The sequence below is a fragment of the Pseudomonas koreensis genome, from assembly GCF_024169245.1.
Taxonomy (GTDB): domain Bacteria; phylum Pseudomonadota; class Gammaproteobacteria; order Pseudomonadales; family Pseudomonadaceae; genus Aquipseudomonas; species Aquipseudomonas koreensis_F.
Genome location: NZ_JALJWP010000001.1, coordinates 2,730,212 through 2,745,933, shown reverse-complemented (window position 1 = coordinate 2,745,933; position 15,722 = coordinate 2,730,212). Strand labels below are relative to the sequence as shown.

The window sequence follows — 15,722 nt, the reverse complement described above, 5'->3', positions numbered from 1 at the left end:
AACCTGCACGAACCTTAACCGCCCATGGGTTTATTGCAACATCAAGATCAAAAGATCGCAGCCTTCGGCAGCTCCTACAGGATTGTGTACGCCCTGTAGGAGCTGCCGAAGGCTGCGATCTTTCAAGGCTGTAAGCGGCAGCCCTGGCGTTCGCTCAGCCACTGCGCGCTGTTGCTGCGGCCCATGCCGCTGACGGTGATGGTTTTGCTCGACGGGTTATCGGTGAAGCTACTGGTCGGCAACCACTGTTTTACATAGCCATGGCAATACTCTGCATCGTTGTGCATCACATAACGGCACGAGCAATACTCCTTGGCGGTGTAGGCGCTGATGATGTCCGGGAACGCCCAGAGATTCTCGCGTTCATACCAGCCCCAGCCGAGCAGCACCACCAGCAGCAACAATAGAAAACGCCTCATGGCCGCACCGCCTGCAACACACGTTTGAGCAGTTCGTTGTGTTTATAGCTGCCATCGCGATCATCGGCGTAACGCACGATCACCAGCTTCTGGCTGGGCATTACGTACAGCGCCTGGCCCCAGTGGCCGAGGGCGGCGAAGGTGTCGGGCGGGGCGTCGGGCCACGGTGATGCTGCGCCATCGACAGGACGATTGAGCCACCAATGGCCGCCCGGCACGGCTTCGTCCTGCTGCGCCTTGTAGCCGGCAAAAGGTGTGAGGTTGAACGTTACCCAATCTTCGGGCAGCAACTGCCGATCGTTCCAGCGTCCACCGCGCGCCATCAACAGACCGACCCGCGCCAGATCCCGCGCGGTGAGATAGGCATAGGACGAGGCGACGAAAGTACCGCGGGCATCGCTTTCCCACACGGCGTGGCGAATGCCCAACGGCTCGAACAATGCTGTCCACGGATAATCGACATAACGCTGCGCGCCGACCATGCTTTTCAGCGCGGCGGCGAGCAGGTTGCTGTCGCCGCTGGAGTAACGGAACGCCTGACCCGGTGCAGCGTAAGCGTCGTGGTACGCAGTGAACGCGGCCATGTCGCGATGGCCCCGGGTGTAGAGCATCGCTACCACCGAAGACTTCAGCGGGGCGTATTCGTAGTCTTCCTGCCAGTCCAGACCCGAGGCCCAGTTCAGTAGATGGCCGAGGGTGATCGCCGGGTGTTTTTCCAGCGCCGGATAGAACTTCAGCACCGGATCGTCGAGTTTGAACCGGCCTTCGCCGTAGGCCACACCGAGGACCGTGGCCATCAGGCTTTTGCTGATCGACCAGGTCAGATGTGGGGTCTGGTCGGTGGTTGGCCTGGCGTAGCGTTCGTAGATGATCTGGCCGTCGTGGATGATCAACAAGGCGTCGGTGCGGATGCCTTTGCGGGTGGCGTCGTTGCGGGCCGGGAAGGCGTAGTTTTCCAGCGCCTCGACGGCGGGGCCGGTGATCTGCGCGGCGGTTGGCCACTGTTCGCCGGGCCATTGTTCGGCCCGGGCGGTGAGGCTGATCAGCAGCAGGAACAGGGACAGGCCTTTGAACATGGTGGGGGGCTCGGGGAATGAACCTGCTGAGCCTAGTCTGGGTTCATGACAGGTTGTGGCGTTTCATGCATTGCTATCGCGAGCAGGCTCACTCCTACAGTTGATCGCATTCCAACTGAACAAACGTCCGGCCGGATTGTTCGGCGCTTGCCGACTGGCCTCGGCGCACCCGGCCAGCAGCGCCAGGGCTGTCATATAAGCATCACCGAACGTTCATGGCGATGACACCGGGGCTACATAGCCTGACTTTGCACAACACGGCTGCATAAAGAAAGTCGATCGGCTGCAACCCACGACGGGTTAAAGGCCCGTACGGAGATTCACATGACGCAAATCGCCCGCATCAGCGACACCGGCAATGAACGCCGCCTGCAAGCCGAACGCCTGATCGGCGCCCAAGCGTTGCAGCAAGCCCAGGCCCTGCGCTTCGCCGTCTTCAGCGGCGAGTTCAACGCCAAATTGAAAGGCGCCGAACTGGGTCTGGACATGGATGATTATGATGTTCACTGCAGCCACATCGGCGTGCGTGATCTGAACACCGGGCGCCTGGTCGCGACCACGCGTCTGCTCGATCACACCGCTGCCAGCAGCCTCGGCAAGTTCTACAGCGAAGAAGAATTCAGCCTGCATGGCCTGGCGCATCTGCAAGGCCCGATCCTGGAAATCGGCCGCACCTGCGTCGATCCGGCATATCGCAACGGTGGCACCATCGCCGTGCTCTGGGGTGAATTGGCCGAAGTGCTCAATCAGGGCGGCTACAGCTACCTGATGGGTTGCGCGAGCATCCCCATGCAGGACGGCGGCATCCAGGCCCACGCGATCATGCAGCGGCTGCGCGAACGTTATCTGTGCACTGAACACCTGCGCGCCGAGCCGAAAAATCCGTTGCCGACGCTGGATATTCCGTCCAACGTCATCGCCGAAATGCCGCCGCTGCTCAAGGCCTACATGCGCCTCGGTGCGAAGATCTGCGGCGAGCCGTGCTGGGACGAAGACTTCCAGGTCGCCGACGTGTTCATCCTGCTCAAACGCGACGAACTCTGCCCGCGCTACGCCAGGCACTTCAAGGCGGCGGTGTGATGAGCCGGTTGCGGGTGTACGCGCGAATCGCGCGAGTGCTGCTGGTGGTGACGCTGGGGCTGACCATGGCCAGCGTCTTCGGCGTGTTCGAACGCATCGGTCTGGCGCATTCGATGGAGCGTCGCCAGCGCTGGTCGCGCTTCTTCATGGCGCGGCTGAGCAACGCCCTGCCCTTTCGCGTGAGCGTGCACGGTGAGCTGCCGAAACAGCCGATGCTGTGGGTCAGCAATCACGTGTCGTGGACCGATATTCCGCTGCTGGGCATGCTCACGCCGCTGTCGTTTCTGTCCAAGGCCGAAGTGCGCACCTGGCCGGTGGCCGGCTGGCTCGCGGCCAAGGCCGGCAGCCTGTTCATCCGCCGTGGTTCGGGCGACAGCCAGTTGATCCGCAAGCAGATGACCCGCCATCTGCAGACCGAACATGCGCTGCTGATGTTCCCGGAAGGCACCACCACCGACGGCCGTTCGCTGCGCACCTTTCACGGTCGCCTGCTGTCGGCGGCGATCGATTCGGAGGTGATGCTGCAACCGGTGGCGATCCGTTACCTGCGTGATGGTGAGATCGATGCGCTTGCGCCGTTCATTGGTGACGATGATTTGCTCTCGCATTTGATGCGCCTGTTCAGCCATGACTGCGGCGATGTCGAAGTGCATCTGCTCAAACCGATTGCCTGTCAGGGCCGCGAGCGTGCGGCGCTGGCGTTCGACGCGCAGCAGGCGGTGCAGAAGGTGTTGTTCGGATCGATTCCGGAAAGCCGACAATCGCCCATGCGCCCGGCAATTGCTGCCTGAAACACAAATCCCCTGTAGGAGTGAGCCTGCTCGCGATAGCGGACTGTCAGTTGATGCAACTGTGCCTGACAGACAGTTATCGCGAGCAGGCTCACTCCTACATTAGATTTTCGGTGGTTTGGCGTTCTGGGCAAAATCCTGCAGCTGCGGGTAAAACAAACTGAAGTCTTCACTCAACGGTTCATACAACCGCCGCAACTCCGCCATCGCCCCGGCCAACTCTTCAGGCCTCGTCAACCGTCGCGAGATCCCGCGCAACACCTGCTCCAGCACGGCAAATTCGCGATACGAACCCAGCCAGTCATTGGCAACCATGTGCGGCGCGATCTTCGCCAGCCGTTCCGGCAATTGCCGTTCGCGGGACAGCACTCGATAGACATCCGCGGTGAACTGTTCCAACGGTTGATCGGCATACAAACCCCAGTCCCGCGCCAGGCAGTGATCGAAAAACACATCGAGGACGATCCCGGCGTAGCGCCGCCGCGTTTCGGTAAACCGCCCCAGAGCAATGTCCACCAGCGGATGGCGATCAGTGAACACGTCAATCCGCCGATGCAGCGCAATCGCCGCCTCTACCTCCGGGTCGAACTGGCCCTGCAGCCGACCTTTGACGAAGTCGCCATAGAGACTGCCGAGTAATTGACCGGGGCGCTGGCCGCCGAGATGCAAATGCGCGAGATAGTTCATTGGCGCAGCTTAGCACTGGGTTCGAACATTCAGCACCCTTGTATCGTTATAACCCGATATAGCGATTTACAAGATCCTCAGACTATTTTCATATTGGTATATCGCGATCCAACGATTTAAAGTTCGCTTCATCGCGATATATCGCCACTGCCACCACGAGCCCACGCCATGAACCTCGATCTCGACGAAATAATAAAAGCCCTGGCGCACCCAGTACGGCGAGACATCCTCAACTGGCTGAAAGACCCGAAAGGCGAATTCCCCGAGCAGTTGCACAACCATGAATACGGAATTTGCGCCGGGCAGATCGATCAGCGTTGCGGCCTGTCGCAATCGACCGTATCGGCACACCTGGCGACCCTGCAGCGGGCCGGGCTCATCAGCAGCCAGAAGGCCGGGCAGTGGCATTTTTTCAAACGTAACGAGGACGTCATCCAGGCGTTTCTCAGCACCCTCAGTAAAGAGCTCTGACCCTTAACGTCAGCCAGCCGACAAGGAAACCTGCATGCCCCTTTCGCTTCTCATCCTCGCCCTGAGCGCCTTCGCCATCGGCACCACCGAATTCGTCATCATGGGCCTGCTGCCCGACGTGGCGGCGGATCTCGGTGTGTCGATTCCCGGCGCCGGCTGGCTGGTCACCGGTTACGCCCTGGGCGTGGCCATCGGTGCACCGTTCATGGCGCTGGCCACCGCCAGGCTGCCGCGCAAGGCAGCGCTGGTGGCGTTGATGGGCATCTTCATTGTCGGCAACCTGCTCTGCGCCATCGCCAGCGACTACAACGTGCTGATGTTTGCCCGGGTGGTCACGGCGCTGTGTCACGGTGCGTTCTTCGGCATCGGCTCGGTGGTGGCGGCCAATCTGGTCGCGCCGAACAAACGTGCCTCGGCGGTCGCCCTGATGTTCACCGGTCTGACCCTGGCCAACGTGTTGGGCGTGCCGCTGGGCACCGCATTGGGTCAGGAAGCCGGCTGGCGTTCGACGTTTTGGGCGGTGACCGTTATCGGTGTGATCGCCCTGATCGGCCTGATCCGCTTTCTGCCGGCCAAGCGTGACGAAGAGAAACTCGACATGCGCGCCGAACTGGCCGCGCTCAAAGGCGCCGGCATCTGGCTGTCGCTGAGCATGACCGCGCTGTTCGCCGCCTCGGTGTTCACCCTGTTCACCTACGTCGCCCCACTGCTTGGCGAAGTCACCGGCGTGTCGCCGCGTGGCGTGACCTGGACGCTGATGCTGATCGGCCTCGGTCTGACGGTCGGCAACATCATCGGCGGCAAACTCGCCGACAAAGGCATGGCTGCCACGCTGATCGGCGTGTTCATCACCATGGCCGTGGTGTCCACGGTGCTGAGCTGGACCAGCGTTGCGCTGATCCCGACCGAGATCACCCTGTTCCTCTGGGCCACCGCGTGTTTCGCCGCCGTGCCTGCACTGCAAGTCAACGTGGTGACCTTCGGCAAGGCTGCGCCAAATCTGGTCTCGACCTTGAACATCGGCGCCTTCAACGTCGGCAATGCCCTCGGCGCCTGGGTCGGCGGCAGCGTCATCGCCCACGGCTACGGCCTGACCAGCGTGCCATTGGCCGCCGCCGCACTCGCGGTACTGGCCCTGCTGGTGACCCTGATTACTTTCCGCCAGAACGGCAATGCCGAGCTGGCGCCTGCATCCAACTGATCAACTTCCTTAATTAAAGAGAGGCTTTTAGACATGGCGACTATTTTCGACCCGATCAAACTCGGCGACATCGAGCTGAACAACCGCATCATCATGGCCCCGCTGACCCGCTGCCGCGCCGACGAAGGCCGTGTGCCGAACGCGCTGATGGCCGAATACTACGTACAACGCGCCTCGGCCGGCCTGATCCTCAGCGAAGCCACGTCGGTAACGCCAATGGGCGTCGGCTACCCGGACACCCCGGGCATCTGGTCCAACGATCAGGTGCGTGGCTGGGCCAACGTGACCAAGGCGATTCACGGCGCCGGCGGCAAGATCTTCCTGCAACTGTGGCACGTTGGCCGCATCTCTCACCCTTCGTATTTGAACGGTGAAGCACCGGTGGCGCCAAGCGCCATCCAGCCAAAGGGCCACGTCAGCCTGGTGCGTCCGCTGGCCGACTATCCAACCCCGCGCGCTCTGGAAACCGCTGAAATCGCCGACATCGTCGACGCCTACCGCACTGGTGCCGAGAACGCCAAGGCCGCCGGTTTCGACGGCGTGGAAATCCACGGCGCCAACGGTTACCTGCTCGACCAGTTCCTGCAAAGCAGCACCAACCAGCGCACTGACCAGTACGGCGGCTCGCTGGAAAACCGTGCGCGCCTGCTGCTGGAAGTCACCGACGCGGCGATCGAAGTCTGGGGCGCTGGCCGCGTTGGTGTGCACCTGGCACCGCGTGCCGATTCCCACGACATGGGCGATGACAACCTCGCCGAAACCTTTACCTACGTCGCCCGTGAACTGGGCAAGCGTGGCATCGCGTTCATCTGCTCACGGGAAAAAGAAGGCGCCGACAGCCTCGGCCCGCAACTGAAAGAAGCCTTCGGTGGCCCCTACATTGCCAACGAAAAATTCACCAAGCAAAGCGCCAACGAGTGGCTGGCCAGCGGTAAGGCAGACGCCGTAGCGTTCGGCGTGCCGTTCATTGCCAACCCGGATCTGCCGGTACGTTTGAAAGCCGATGCGCCGCTGAACGAGCCGCATCCAGAGACTTTCTACGGTAAAGGTCCGGTGGGTTATATCGACTATCCGACGTTGTAAGCACGCTGTAGCGCAGAAATGAAAAAGCCCCGGACTTGTGAGAGTCCGGGGCTTTTTGTTGTTCGGCTTCAGATTTGTTGCGTGGCACCCGACGTAGCCCCTCACCCCAGCCCTCTCCCGAGGGAGAGGGAGCCGATTTGCAGAGCTTTCAGAACCTGAGTTCGGCGGGATATTTCAGGTCGGCACGGCCTGAGCAAACAACCCGGTCGGTCCCGCCATTGGGGAAAGGGAGCCGATTTGCAGAGCTTTCAGAACCCGAGTTCGGCGGGATATTTCAGGTCGGCGTCACTCGAAAGATCAGCTCGGTCGGTCCCCTCTCCCTCTGGGAGAGGGCTAGGGTGAGGGGAAAGCGGCGAAACACGGTTTCACAAGAGCTACACAATTTCCCTACAAAATGCATGGCTCGCTAGGTTTAAACTCCCCGCCGCGATCATCAGCCATGGCGGCTGATTGACATCTCCCCGGGCAATTGCGCATTTTGTTTCATTTGCGCAGGCTCGGGCTCAGGCGCAGCATGTCCAGCCCGGTGTCGACCCAGCGTTCAGCCTCGGCGTGCAATTCGAAGCTGTCCGGGGCCAACAGCCAGCCGTACAGCAGGCCGTCGATGTAGGCATGAATGCTGATGGCCGCGCGGGCAGTGTCGAGGTCTTCCGGCAACTGGCCGCGATTCACCGCATTACGCAGGGTCAGGCCGATGCGCAGGTTGCAATCGAGACTGGCCGTCCGGCGCTGCTGGCGCAGATCGCACATTTCATCGGTGAACTCGCACTTATGAAACAGAATTTCGTTGATGCGTCGGGTTTTCGGGTCCAGTGCAACTTGATGAAACAAATGAATCAGCAACTGCCGCATGCAGCCCAGCGGGTCCGGTTCGTCCTCGCTTTCGCTGGCCTTGGCCAGTTCGTCCAGCGGTTCGTGCAGGCTGTCGAGCATGGCCTGGACCAGGTCGGCCTTGTTGCTGAAATGCCAGTAAATCGCGCCACGCGTCACGCCGGCGAGGGTCGCGATGTCCGCCAGGGTGGTGCGGGCAACCCCCCTTTCATAGAAGGCTTTCTCGGCCGCTTCCAGGATCTGGCTGCGGGTTTCCTGAGCTTCCTCTTTGGTACGACGGACCATGGCAGTAAAACCTCAAACAGGATGTTTCAGGGATGGCTGATTATCCGCTGAATAAAGAGGGGGCGATCTCTCGTGAATCGGCTCCCCGGCCTACAATTTCAAACCTCGCGCCGCTTTTGGTAACAGGGTGGGTACGCGGCGCAGGTGTTTACAAACAACCATGAACGTAAGTATATTACTTAGCAAGCTACTTATCCACCCGGTGCCCGATTTTTACTCTTTCACACTTCTTGTGCGCTCCTTGCGCGCCTGACCCGAGGATCTTCATGCAATTCAAGCCAGCTGTTACCGCTCTGGTCACTGCCGTCGCCCTGGCATCGCTGCTCAGCGGATGTAAAAAGGAAGAAGCGGCCCCTGCCGCTCCGCCCCCTCAGGTCGGCGTCGTCACCCTGCAACCACAAGCCTTTACCCTCACCTCCGAGCTGCCGGGCCGCACCAGTGCGTTCCGCATCGCTGAAGTTCGCCCGCAGGTCAACGGCATCATTCTCAAGCGTCTGTTCAAGGAAGGCGCCGACGTCAAGGCCGGCCAGCAGCTGTATCAGATCGATCCATCGGTCTATGAAGCGACGCTGAAAAGCGCCGAAGCCAGCCTGCGTTCGACCAAGTCGATATCCGATCGCTACAAGCAACTGGTCGATGAGCAGGCCGTCAGCCGGCAGGAATACGACACGGCCCTGTCCAACCGTCTGCAATCGGAAGCCGAGTTGCAGAGCGCGCAGATCAACGTGCGTTACACCAAGGTTTACGCACCGATCTCCGGCCGTATCGGCCGTTCTTCGGTCACCGAAGGCGCTCTGGTCAGCAATGGTCAGGCCGATGCGATGGCAGTGATTCAGCAGCTTGATCCGATCTACGTCGACGTGACTCAGTCGTCGGTGGAACTGCTGGAGCTGCGCCGCGAACTGGAAAGCGGCCGTCTGCAGAAGGCCGGCGACAACGCCGCGGCAGTCAAGCTGACCCTGGAAGATGGCAGCCAGTACAAGCTCGACGGCAAGCTGGAATTCTCCGAAGTCTCGGTTGACCAGACCACTGGCTCGGTGACCCTGCGCGCGGTGTTCCCGAACCCTGATCACACCCTGCTGCCAGGCATGTTCGTCCACGCCCAGTTGCAGGCCGGCGTCAACAGCGCAGCGATTCTCGCGCCGCAGCAAGGCGTGACCCGCGACCTCAAAGGCACCCCGACCGCACTGGTCGTCGGCGCCGACAACAAGGTCGAGCTGCGTCAGCTCAAGGCCAGCCGCACCGTCGGCAGCCAGTGGCTGATCGAAGACGGCCTGAAAGCCGGCGATCGTCTGATCACCGAAGGCCTGCAGTACGTCAAACCGGGCGTCGAGGTCAAAGCGACCGAGGCGACTAACGTCGGCACCAAGAACCCGGCCCCCGCACAGGCAGCTGACAAAGCCGCCGGCGGCAAAGGGGAGTAACCCATGTCAAAATTTTTCATCGACCGTCCGATTTTCGCCTGGGTGATCGCCCTGGTGATCATGCTGGTCGGGGCACTTTCGATCCTGAAATTGCCGATCAACCAATACCCGAGCATTGCGCCACCGGCCATTGCGATCCAGGTGACCTACCCGGGCGCATCCGCACAAACCGTGCAGGACACCGTGGTCCAGGTCATCGAGCAACAGCTCAACGGTATCGACAACCTGCGTTATGTGTCGTCGGAAAGTAACTCCGACGGCAGCATGACCATCACCGCGACCTTTGAGCAAGGCACCAACTCCGACACCGCGCAGGTTCAGGTCCAGAACAAGCTGAACCTGGCCACCCCGCTGCTGCCGCAGGAAGTGCAGCAACAGGGTATTCGCGTGACCAAGGCAGTGAAGAACTTCCTGCTGGTGATCGGCGTGGTGTCGCGTGACGGCAGCATGACCAAGGACGACCTGTCCAACTACATCGTGTCGAACATGCAGGACCCGATCTCGCGGACCGCCGGTGTCGGTGACTTCCAGGTCTTCGGTGCGCAGTACGCGATGCGTATCTGGCTCGACCCGGCCAAGTTGAACAACTTCAACCTGACCCCGGTCGACGTGAAAAACGCCATTGCCGCGCAGAACGTCCAGGTTTCATCCGGTCAGCTCGGTGGCTTGCCTGCCGTGCAGGGCCAGCAACTGAACGCGACGATCATCGGCAAGACCCGTCTGCAGACTGCCGAGCAGTTCAAGGAAATCCTGCTCAAGGTCAACAAGGACGGCTCGCAGGTTCGCCTCAAAGACGTCGCTGAAGTCGGCCTCGGCGGTGAGAACTACGCGATCAGCGCCCAGTTCAACGGTAGCCCGGCGTCCGGTCTGGCGGTGAAACTGGCCAACGGCGCCAACGCCCTCGACACGGCCAAGGCACTGCGCAACACCATCGACAGCCTCAAGCCGTTCTTCCCGCAAGGCATGGAAGTGGTGTTCCCGTACGACACCACCCCAGTGGTGACCGAGTCGATCAAAGGCGTGGTGCACACCCTGGTCGAAGCGATCGCGCTGGTGTTCCTGGTGATGTTCCTGTTCCTGCAGAACTTCCGCGCCACCGTCATCACCACGATGACCGTGCCAGTGGTACTGCTCGGTACGTTCGGCATCCTCGCCGCCGCCGGCTTCAGCATCAACACCCTGACCATGTTCGGCATGGTGCTGGCCATCGGTCTGCTGGTGGACGATGCCATCGTCGTGGTGGAAAACGTCGAGCGGGTGATGAGCGAAGAAGGCTTGTCACCGAAGGAAGCGACGAAGAAATCCATGGGCCAGATCCAGGGCGCGCTGGTCGGTATCGCCCTCGTGCTCTCGGCGGTACTGCTGCCGATGGCGTTCTTCAGCGGCTCCACCGGCGTGATCTACAAGCAGTTCTCGATCACCATCGTGTCGGCCATGGCCCTGTCGGTACTGGTTGCGCTGATCTTCACCCCGGCGCTGTGCGCGACCATGCTCAAGCCGATTCCGAAAGGCGAGCACGGTACTCCGAAGAAAGGTTTCTTCGGCTGGTTCAACCGCAACTTCGACCGTGGCGTGCGCAGCTACGAGCGCGGCGTCGGCAACATGCTGACCCGCAAGGCGCCGTATCTGTTGGCCTATCTGCTGATCGTGGTCGGCATGATCTGGCTGTTCACCCGCATCCCGACCGCGTTCCTGCCGGAAGAAGACCAGGGCGTTCTGTTCGCTCAGGTGCAGACCCCGGCCGGTTCCAGTGCCCAGCGCACGCAAGTGGTGGTGGATGAAATGCGGGAGTACCTGCTGCGTCCGAACAAGGACGGCGGTGAGGCGGACGCGGTGGCTTCGGTGTTCACCGTGACCGGCTTCAACTTCGCCGGCCGTGGGCAGAGCTCGGGTATGGCGTTCATCATGCTCAAGCCGTGGGGCGAACGTAACGCCGATAACAGCGTGTTCAATCTCGCTGCGCGTGCCCAGCAACACTTCTTCAGCTTCCGTGACGCGATGGTGTTTGCCTTTGCCCCGCCAGCGGTTCTGGAATTGGGTAACGCCACCGGTTTCGACGTGTTCCTGCAGGACCGTGCCGGTATCGGCCACGAAAAACTGATGGAGGCGCGTAACCAGTTCCTCGGCATGGCGGCGCAAAGCAAGGTGCTGACGCAGGTGCGTCCGAACGGCCTGAACGATGAGCCGCAGTTCCAGCTGGAAATCGATGACGAGAAGGCCAGTGCCCTCGGCATCACCATCAGCGACATCAACAACACCCTGTCGATCGCGCTGGGCAGTAGCTACGTCAACGACTTCATCGACCGTGGTCGGGTGAAGAAAGTCTACGTGCAGGGCCAGCCGGACTCGCGCATGAGCCCGGAAGACTTGAAGAAGTGGTACGTGCGCAACGCCGAAGGCACCATGGTTCCGTTCTCGGCATTCGCCAAGGGCGAGTGGGTCTACGGTTCGCCGAAACTGGCGCGCTACAACGGTGTGGAAGCGGTCGAGGTCCTCGGGGCTCCGGCGCCGGGCTACTCCACCGGTGAAGCGATGGCCGAAGTCGAAGCGATTGCCAAGAAGCTGCCGTCCGGTGTCGGTATCTCCTGGACCGGTCTGTCCTACGAGGAACGTCTGTCCGGCTCGCAAGCGCCAGCGCTGTACGCCCTGTCGTTGCTGATGGTGTTCCTGTGTCTGGCGGCGCTGTATGAAAGCTGGTCGATTCCGATCGCGGTCATGCTCGTGGTACCGCTGGGGATCATCGGTGCACTGATGGCGACCAGTCTGCGCGGTCTGTCCAACGACGTGTACTTCCAGGTAGGCCTGTTGACGACCATCGGTCTGGCGGCTAAAAACGCCATTCTGATCGTAGAATTCGCCAAGGAACTGCATGAACAGGGACGCACCCTGCGTGAAGCGGCAATCGAAGCCTGCCGCATGCGTCTGCGCCCGATCATCATGACCTCGCTGGCCTTCGTCCTCGGCGTGGTACCGCTGGCAATCTCCACCGGCGCCGGTTCAGGCAGTCAACATGCGATCGGTACCGGCGTGATTGGCGGTATGCTCACGGCCACGATCCTGGCGATCTTCTGGGTCCCACTGTTCTTCGTTACTGTGTCGTCGATCGGTCAGCGCAAAAAGACCGACGCGGATGAGACTACTGAAACTCCTAAAGAGGCTGGCCAATGAGCAAGTCGCTACTCTCCATCGCAGTCGCCGCCTTCGTGCTGAGCGGTTGCTCGTTGATACCTGACTATCAGCAGCCTGAGGCTCCGGTCGCAGGGCAGTACCCGCAGGGGCCGGCATATTCGCCGGCCCAGGCTCCGGCGCAAGCCGCTGCCGAACAGGGCTGGAAGCAGTTTTTCCATGACCCTGCCCTGCAACAGCTGATCCAGGTCGCCCTGGAAAACAACCGCGACCTGCGTGTCGCGGCGCTGAACATCGACGCTTACGCGGCGCAGTACCGCATCCAGCGCGCCGACCTGTTCCCGGCGGTGTCGGCCAATGCCGCCGGCAGCCGCCAGCGGGTTCCGGCCCGTGCCTCGCAGACCGGTGAGTCGGCTATCAGCAGCTCCTACTCGGCCACCGTCGGCGTCAGCGCCTACGAACTCGACCTGTTCGGTCGAGTGCGCAGCCTGAGCGAGCAAGCGCTGCAACAATACTTCGCCACTGAAGAAGCACGTCGCAGCACGCAGATCAGTCTGGTGGCCAACGTCGCCAATGCTTACCTGACCTGGCAGGCGGACAAGGAACTGCTCAAGCTGACTCAGGACACCCTCGGTGCCTTCGAAGAAAGCTACAAGCTGACCAGCCGCAGCAACGAAGTCGGTGTGGCTTCGGCGCTGGATCTGGCGCAGTCGCGCACTTCCGTGGAAAACGCCCGGGCACAATTGGCGCGTTACACCCGCCAGGTTGCACAGGACGAAAACAGCCTGACCCTGCTGCTCGGCACCGGTATTCCGGCCAACCTGCAAGCGGCCAAACCGCTGGCCGACGACCTGCTCAGCGACGTGCCGGCCGGTCTGCCTTCGGATCTGCTGCAACGTCGTCCGGACATTTTGCAGGCCGAGTACAACCTGAAGGCGGCCAACGCCAACATCGGCGCGGCCCGTGCAGCGTTCTTCCCGAGCATCAGCCTCACCGCCAACGCGGGCAGCCTGAGCCCGGACCTGTCCGGTCTGTTCAAGGGTGGTTCGGGGACGTGGCTGTTCCAGCCGCAGATCAACCTGCCGATCTTCAACGCCGGCAGCCTGCGCGCCAGCCTCGACTACGCCAAGATCCAGAAGGACATTGGCGTGGCAAATTACGAGAAGTCGATTCAGACAGCCTTCCAGGAAGTCGCCGACGGCCTCGCCGCCCGCCAGACCTACACCGAGCAGCTGCAAGCGCAGCGTGACTTCGTTCAGGCCAACCAGGATTACTACCGCCTGGCCGAACGTCGCTACCGCATCGGCGTCGATAGCAACCTGACCTTCCTCGATGCCCAGCGTCAGTTGTTCAGCGCGCAACAGGCGCTGATCACCGACCGCCTCGCGCAGCTGACCAGTGCGGTCAACCTGTACAAGGCCCTGGGTGGCGGCTGGAATGCGCAGACCGCGCAGAACGAACCGCTGAAAGAAGAAGCGCCGAAGATGAAGCTGTTCTGATCATCGGCTGAATACATCAAGCCCACCCTTTTGGGTGGGCTTTTTGTTGCCTGAAAATCGAAAGATCGCAGCCTCCGGCAGCTCCTACAGGGAAATGCATTCCAAATGTAGGAGCTGCCGAAGGCTGCGATCTTTGCTTTTTGCTGTTCGATAACCGCCCAAAACCCGCTTTCAGCAATTGAATCCGAACACACAGGCCCTTCACCATTCGACCCAGAAAACCAATAACAACAAGGTTCGACACCATGCTCCAGCGCCCTGCCCTGCCCGGCTGACCGCCACTGCTCCATCTCAAACCAGCATTTCCCGCCTGCGCCGCACCCGCCGCGACAGCGCAGCCGTTCGCCCTAAAAAAACAAGAGAGACCCAAGTCCATGACAGTTTTCCCTGTGCCCTACGCATTGCCCGCTGTGATCGCCCTGGCCGTCGCCGGTCTGGCCCTGCCAGCCAGCGCCGAAGAAAGCGGCTTCGTTGAAGGCGCCAAGGTCAACCTCAACCTGCGCAACTTCTACATCAACCGCAACTTCACCAACCCGACCAAGACCCAGGGCAAGGCCGAGGAGTGGACGCAGAGTTTCATCCTCGACGCCAAATCCGGCTTCACCCAAGGCACCGTCGGCTTTGGCATGGACGTACTCGGGCTTTATTCGATCAAGCTCGATGGCGGTAAGGGCACGGGCGGCACGCAGTTGTTGCCGCTGGACCATGACGGCCGCCCGGCGGACAACTTCGGTCGCACCAACGTCGCCTTCAAGGCCAGACTTTCCCAGACCGAAGTCAAGGTCGGCGAGTGGATGCCAGTGCTGCCGATTCTGCGTTCGGACGATGGTCGTTCGTTGCCGCAGACCTTCCGTGGCGGCCAGATCACCTCGAAGGAAATTGCTGGCCTGACCCTCTATGGCGGCCAGTTCCGCGCGAACAGCCCGCGCGACGACAGCAGCATGAGCGACATGTCGATGACTGGCAAAGCCGCGTTCACCTCTGACCGTTTCAACTTCCAGGGCGGTGAATACCTGTTCAACGACAAGCGCACGCAGATCGGCTTATGGAACGCGCAGCTCAAGGACATCTACAGCCAGCAGTACCTCAACGTGCTGCACAGCCAGCCGCTCGGCGACTGGACGCTGGGCGCCAACCTCGGGTTTTTCTACGGCAAGGAAGATGGCAGCGCCCGCGCCGGCGATCTCGACAACAAGACCTGGTACGGGATGTTTTCCGCCAAATACGGCGGCAACACCTTCTACGTCGGCCTGCAGAAACTCACCGGCGACAGCGCGTGGATGCGGGTCAACGGCACCAGTGGCGGCACCCTCGCCAACGACAGCTACAACGCCAGTTATGACAACGCTCAGGAACGCTCCTGGCAACTGCGCCACGACTACAACTTCGCCGCCATGGGCATCCCCGGCCTGACCCTGATGAACCGCTACATCAGCGGCGACAACGTGCACACCGGGACCATCACCAACGGCAAGGAATGGGGTCGCGAGTCGGAACTGGGCTACACGGTGCAGAGCGGCACGTTGAAAGACTTGAACGTCAGATGGCGCAACTCAACCATGCGCCGGGATTTCAGCAATAACGAGGTTGACGAGAACCGCTTGATCGTCAGCTACCCGATCAGCCTGCTGTAACCACCGATCCTTGTAGGAGCTGCCGAAGGCTGCGATCTTTTGATCTTGTTTTCAAAGAATCAAAATCAAAAGATCGCAGCCTTCGGCAGCTCCTACACGGGTACGCATTCCAACT

At 61.1% G+C, this 15,722-nt stretch carries 14 protein-coding genes; 9 read left to right on the top strand and 5 right to left on the bottom strand.

Going from position 1 to position 15,722, the window contains the following annotated elements:
- Positions 1-122 precede the first annotated feature (122 nt).
- Both J2Y90_RS12350 and J2Y90_RS12345 read right to left on the bottom strand, forming a co-directional pair.
- Complete coding sequence (locus tag J2Y90_RS12350) at positions 123-419, bottom strand: amidase (protein WP_253499954.1); 297 nt, start codon at positions 417-419, stop codon at positions 123-125.
- The gene (locus J2Y90_RS12345; RefSeq protein WP_253499951.1) at positions 416-1,495 is read right to left on the bottom strand and encodes a serine hydrolase domain-containing protein; all 1,080 of its coding nucleotides are present in this window, start codon (positions 1,493-1,495) and stop codon (positions 416-418) included. Before J2Y90_RS12345 ends, J2Y90_RS12350 begins: the two co-directional genes overlap by 4 nt.
- Positions 1,496-1,819: 324 nt before the next feature.
- Between J2Y90_RS12345 and olsB the strand changes: the two genes are divergently transcribed.
- Both olsB and J2Y90_RS12335 read left to right on the top strand, forming a co-directional pair.
- Positions 1,820-2,575: an L-ornithine N(alpha)-acyltransferase gene (olsB, locus tag J2Y90_RS12340; RefSeq protein ID WP_039762677.1), complete on the top strand. Its 756-nt coding sequence runs from the start codon at positions 1,820-1,822 to the stop codon at positions 2,573-2,575.
- Positions 2,575-3,366, top strand: coding sequence for a lysophospholipid acyltransferase family protein (locus tag J2Y90_RS12335; protein ID WP_253499948.1), 792 nt, complete (start codon positions 2,575-2,577; stop codon positions 3,364-3,366). The genes olsB and J2Y90_RS12335 overlap by 1 nt, the downstream gene beginning before the upstream one ends.
- Before the next feature lie 102 nt (positions 3,367-3,468).
- Here the strand turns inward: J2Y90_RS12335 and J2Y90_RS12330 are convergent, their stop codons facing one another.
- On the bottom strand, positions 3,469-4,053 hold the full coding sequence (locus J2Y90_RS12330) for an ACP phosphodiesterase (protein ID WP_253499945.1): 585 nt from the start codon (positions 4,051-4,053) through the stop codon (positions 3,469-3,471).
- A 168-nt stretch (positions 4,054-4,221) separates the two neighbouring features.
- Here J2Y90_RS12330 and J2Y90_RS12325 point away from each other — a divergent pair, with 168 nt between their 5' ends.
- The 3 genes from J2Y90_RS12325 to J2Y90_RS12315 are packed head-to-tail and all read left to right on the top strand — an operon-like array spanning position 4,222 to position 6,808.
- On the top strand, positions 4,222-4,524 hold the full coding sequence (locus tag J2Y90_RS12325) for an ArsR/SmtB family transcription factor (RefSeq protein WP_016771327.1): 303 nt from the start codon (positions 4,222-4,224) through the stop codon (positions 4,522-4,524).
- A 34-nt stretch (positions 4,525-4,558) separates the two neighbouring features.
- Positions 4,559-5,725, top strand: coding sequence for an MFS transporter (locus tag J2Y90_RS12320; protein WP_253499942.1), 1,167 nt, complete (start codon positions 4,559-4,561; stop codon positions 5,723-5,725).
- 33 nt (positions 5,726-5,758) lie between these two features.
- The gene (locus J2Y90_RS12315; protein WP_253499939.1) at positions 5,759-6,808 is read left to right on the top strand and encodes an alkene reductase; all 1,050 of its coding nucleotides are present in this window, start codon (positions 5,759-5,761) and stop codon (positions 6,806-6,808) included.
- A gap of 483 nt (positions 6,809-7,291) precedes the next feature.
- On the opposite strand, the gene emhR is transcribed toward J2Y90_RS12315, so the two are convergent.
- On the bottom strand, positions 7,292-7,924 hold the full coding sequence (gene emhR / locus J2Y90_RS12310; RefSeq protein ID WP_016771330.1) for an efflux system transcriptional repressor EmhR: 633 nt from the start codon (positions 7,922-7,924) through the stop codon (positions 7,292-7,294).
- A gap of 266 nt (positions 7,925-8,190) precedes the next feature.
- Here emhR and emhA point away from each other — a divergent pair, with 266 nt between their 5' ends.
- Genes emhA through emhC form a run of 3 tightly spaced genes read left to right on the top strand, consistent with a single transcriptional unit; the run spans position 8,191 to position 13,973 of the window.
- The gene (gene emhA, locus J2Y90_RS12305) at positions 8,191-9,348 is read left to right on the top strand and encodes an efflux RND transporter periplasmic adaptor subunit EmhA (RefSeq protein WP_253499935.1); all 1,158 of its coding nucleotides are present in this window, start codon (positions 8,191-8,193) and stop codon (positions 9,346-9,348) included.
- Between the two features lie 3 nt (positions 9,349-9,351).
- Entirely contained in the window at positions 9,352-12,516 is a 3,165-nt protein-coding gene (gene emhB / locus J2Y90_RS12300; RefSeq protein ID WP_039762672.1) for an efflux RND transporter permease subunit EmhB, read from the top strand.
- Positions 12,513-13,973 (top strand): efflux RND transporter outer membrane subunit EmhC, encoded by a 1,461-nt coding sequence (gene emhC / locus J2Y90_RS12295; protein ID WP_253499931.1) that lies wholly within the window; start codon positions 12,513-12,515, stop codon positions 13,971-13,973. Before emhB ends, emhC begins: the two co-directional genes overlap by 4 nt.
- Positions 13,974-13,989: 16 nt before the next feature.
- Here the strand turns inward: emhC and J2Y90_RS12290 are convergent, their stop codons facing one another.
- Entirely contained in the window at positions 13,990-14,349 is a 360-nt protein-coding gene (locus J2Y90_RS12290; RefSeq protein ID WP_253499928.1) for a hypothetical protein, read from the bottom strand.
- Here J2Y90_RS12290 and J2Y90_RS12285 point away from each other — a divergent pair.
- Positions 14,348-15,607, top strand: coding sequence for an OprD family porin (locus J2Y90_RS12285; protein WP_253499925.1), 1,260 nt, complete (start codon positions 14,348-14,350; stop codon positions 15,605-15,607). The two genes, J2Y90_RS12290 and J2Y90_RS12285, sit on opposite strands and share 2 nt — an antisense overlap.
- The last annotated feature ends 115 nt before the right edge of the window (positions 15,608-15,722 follow it).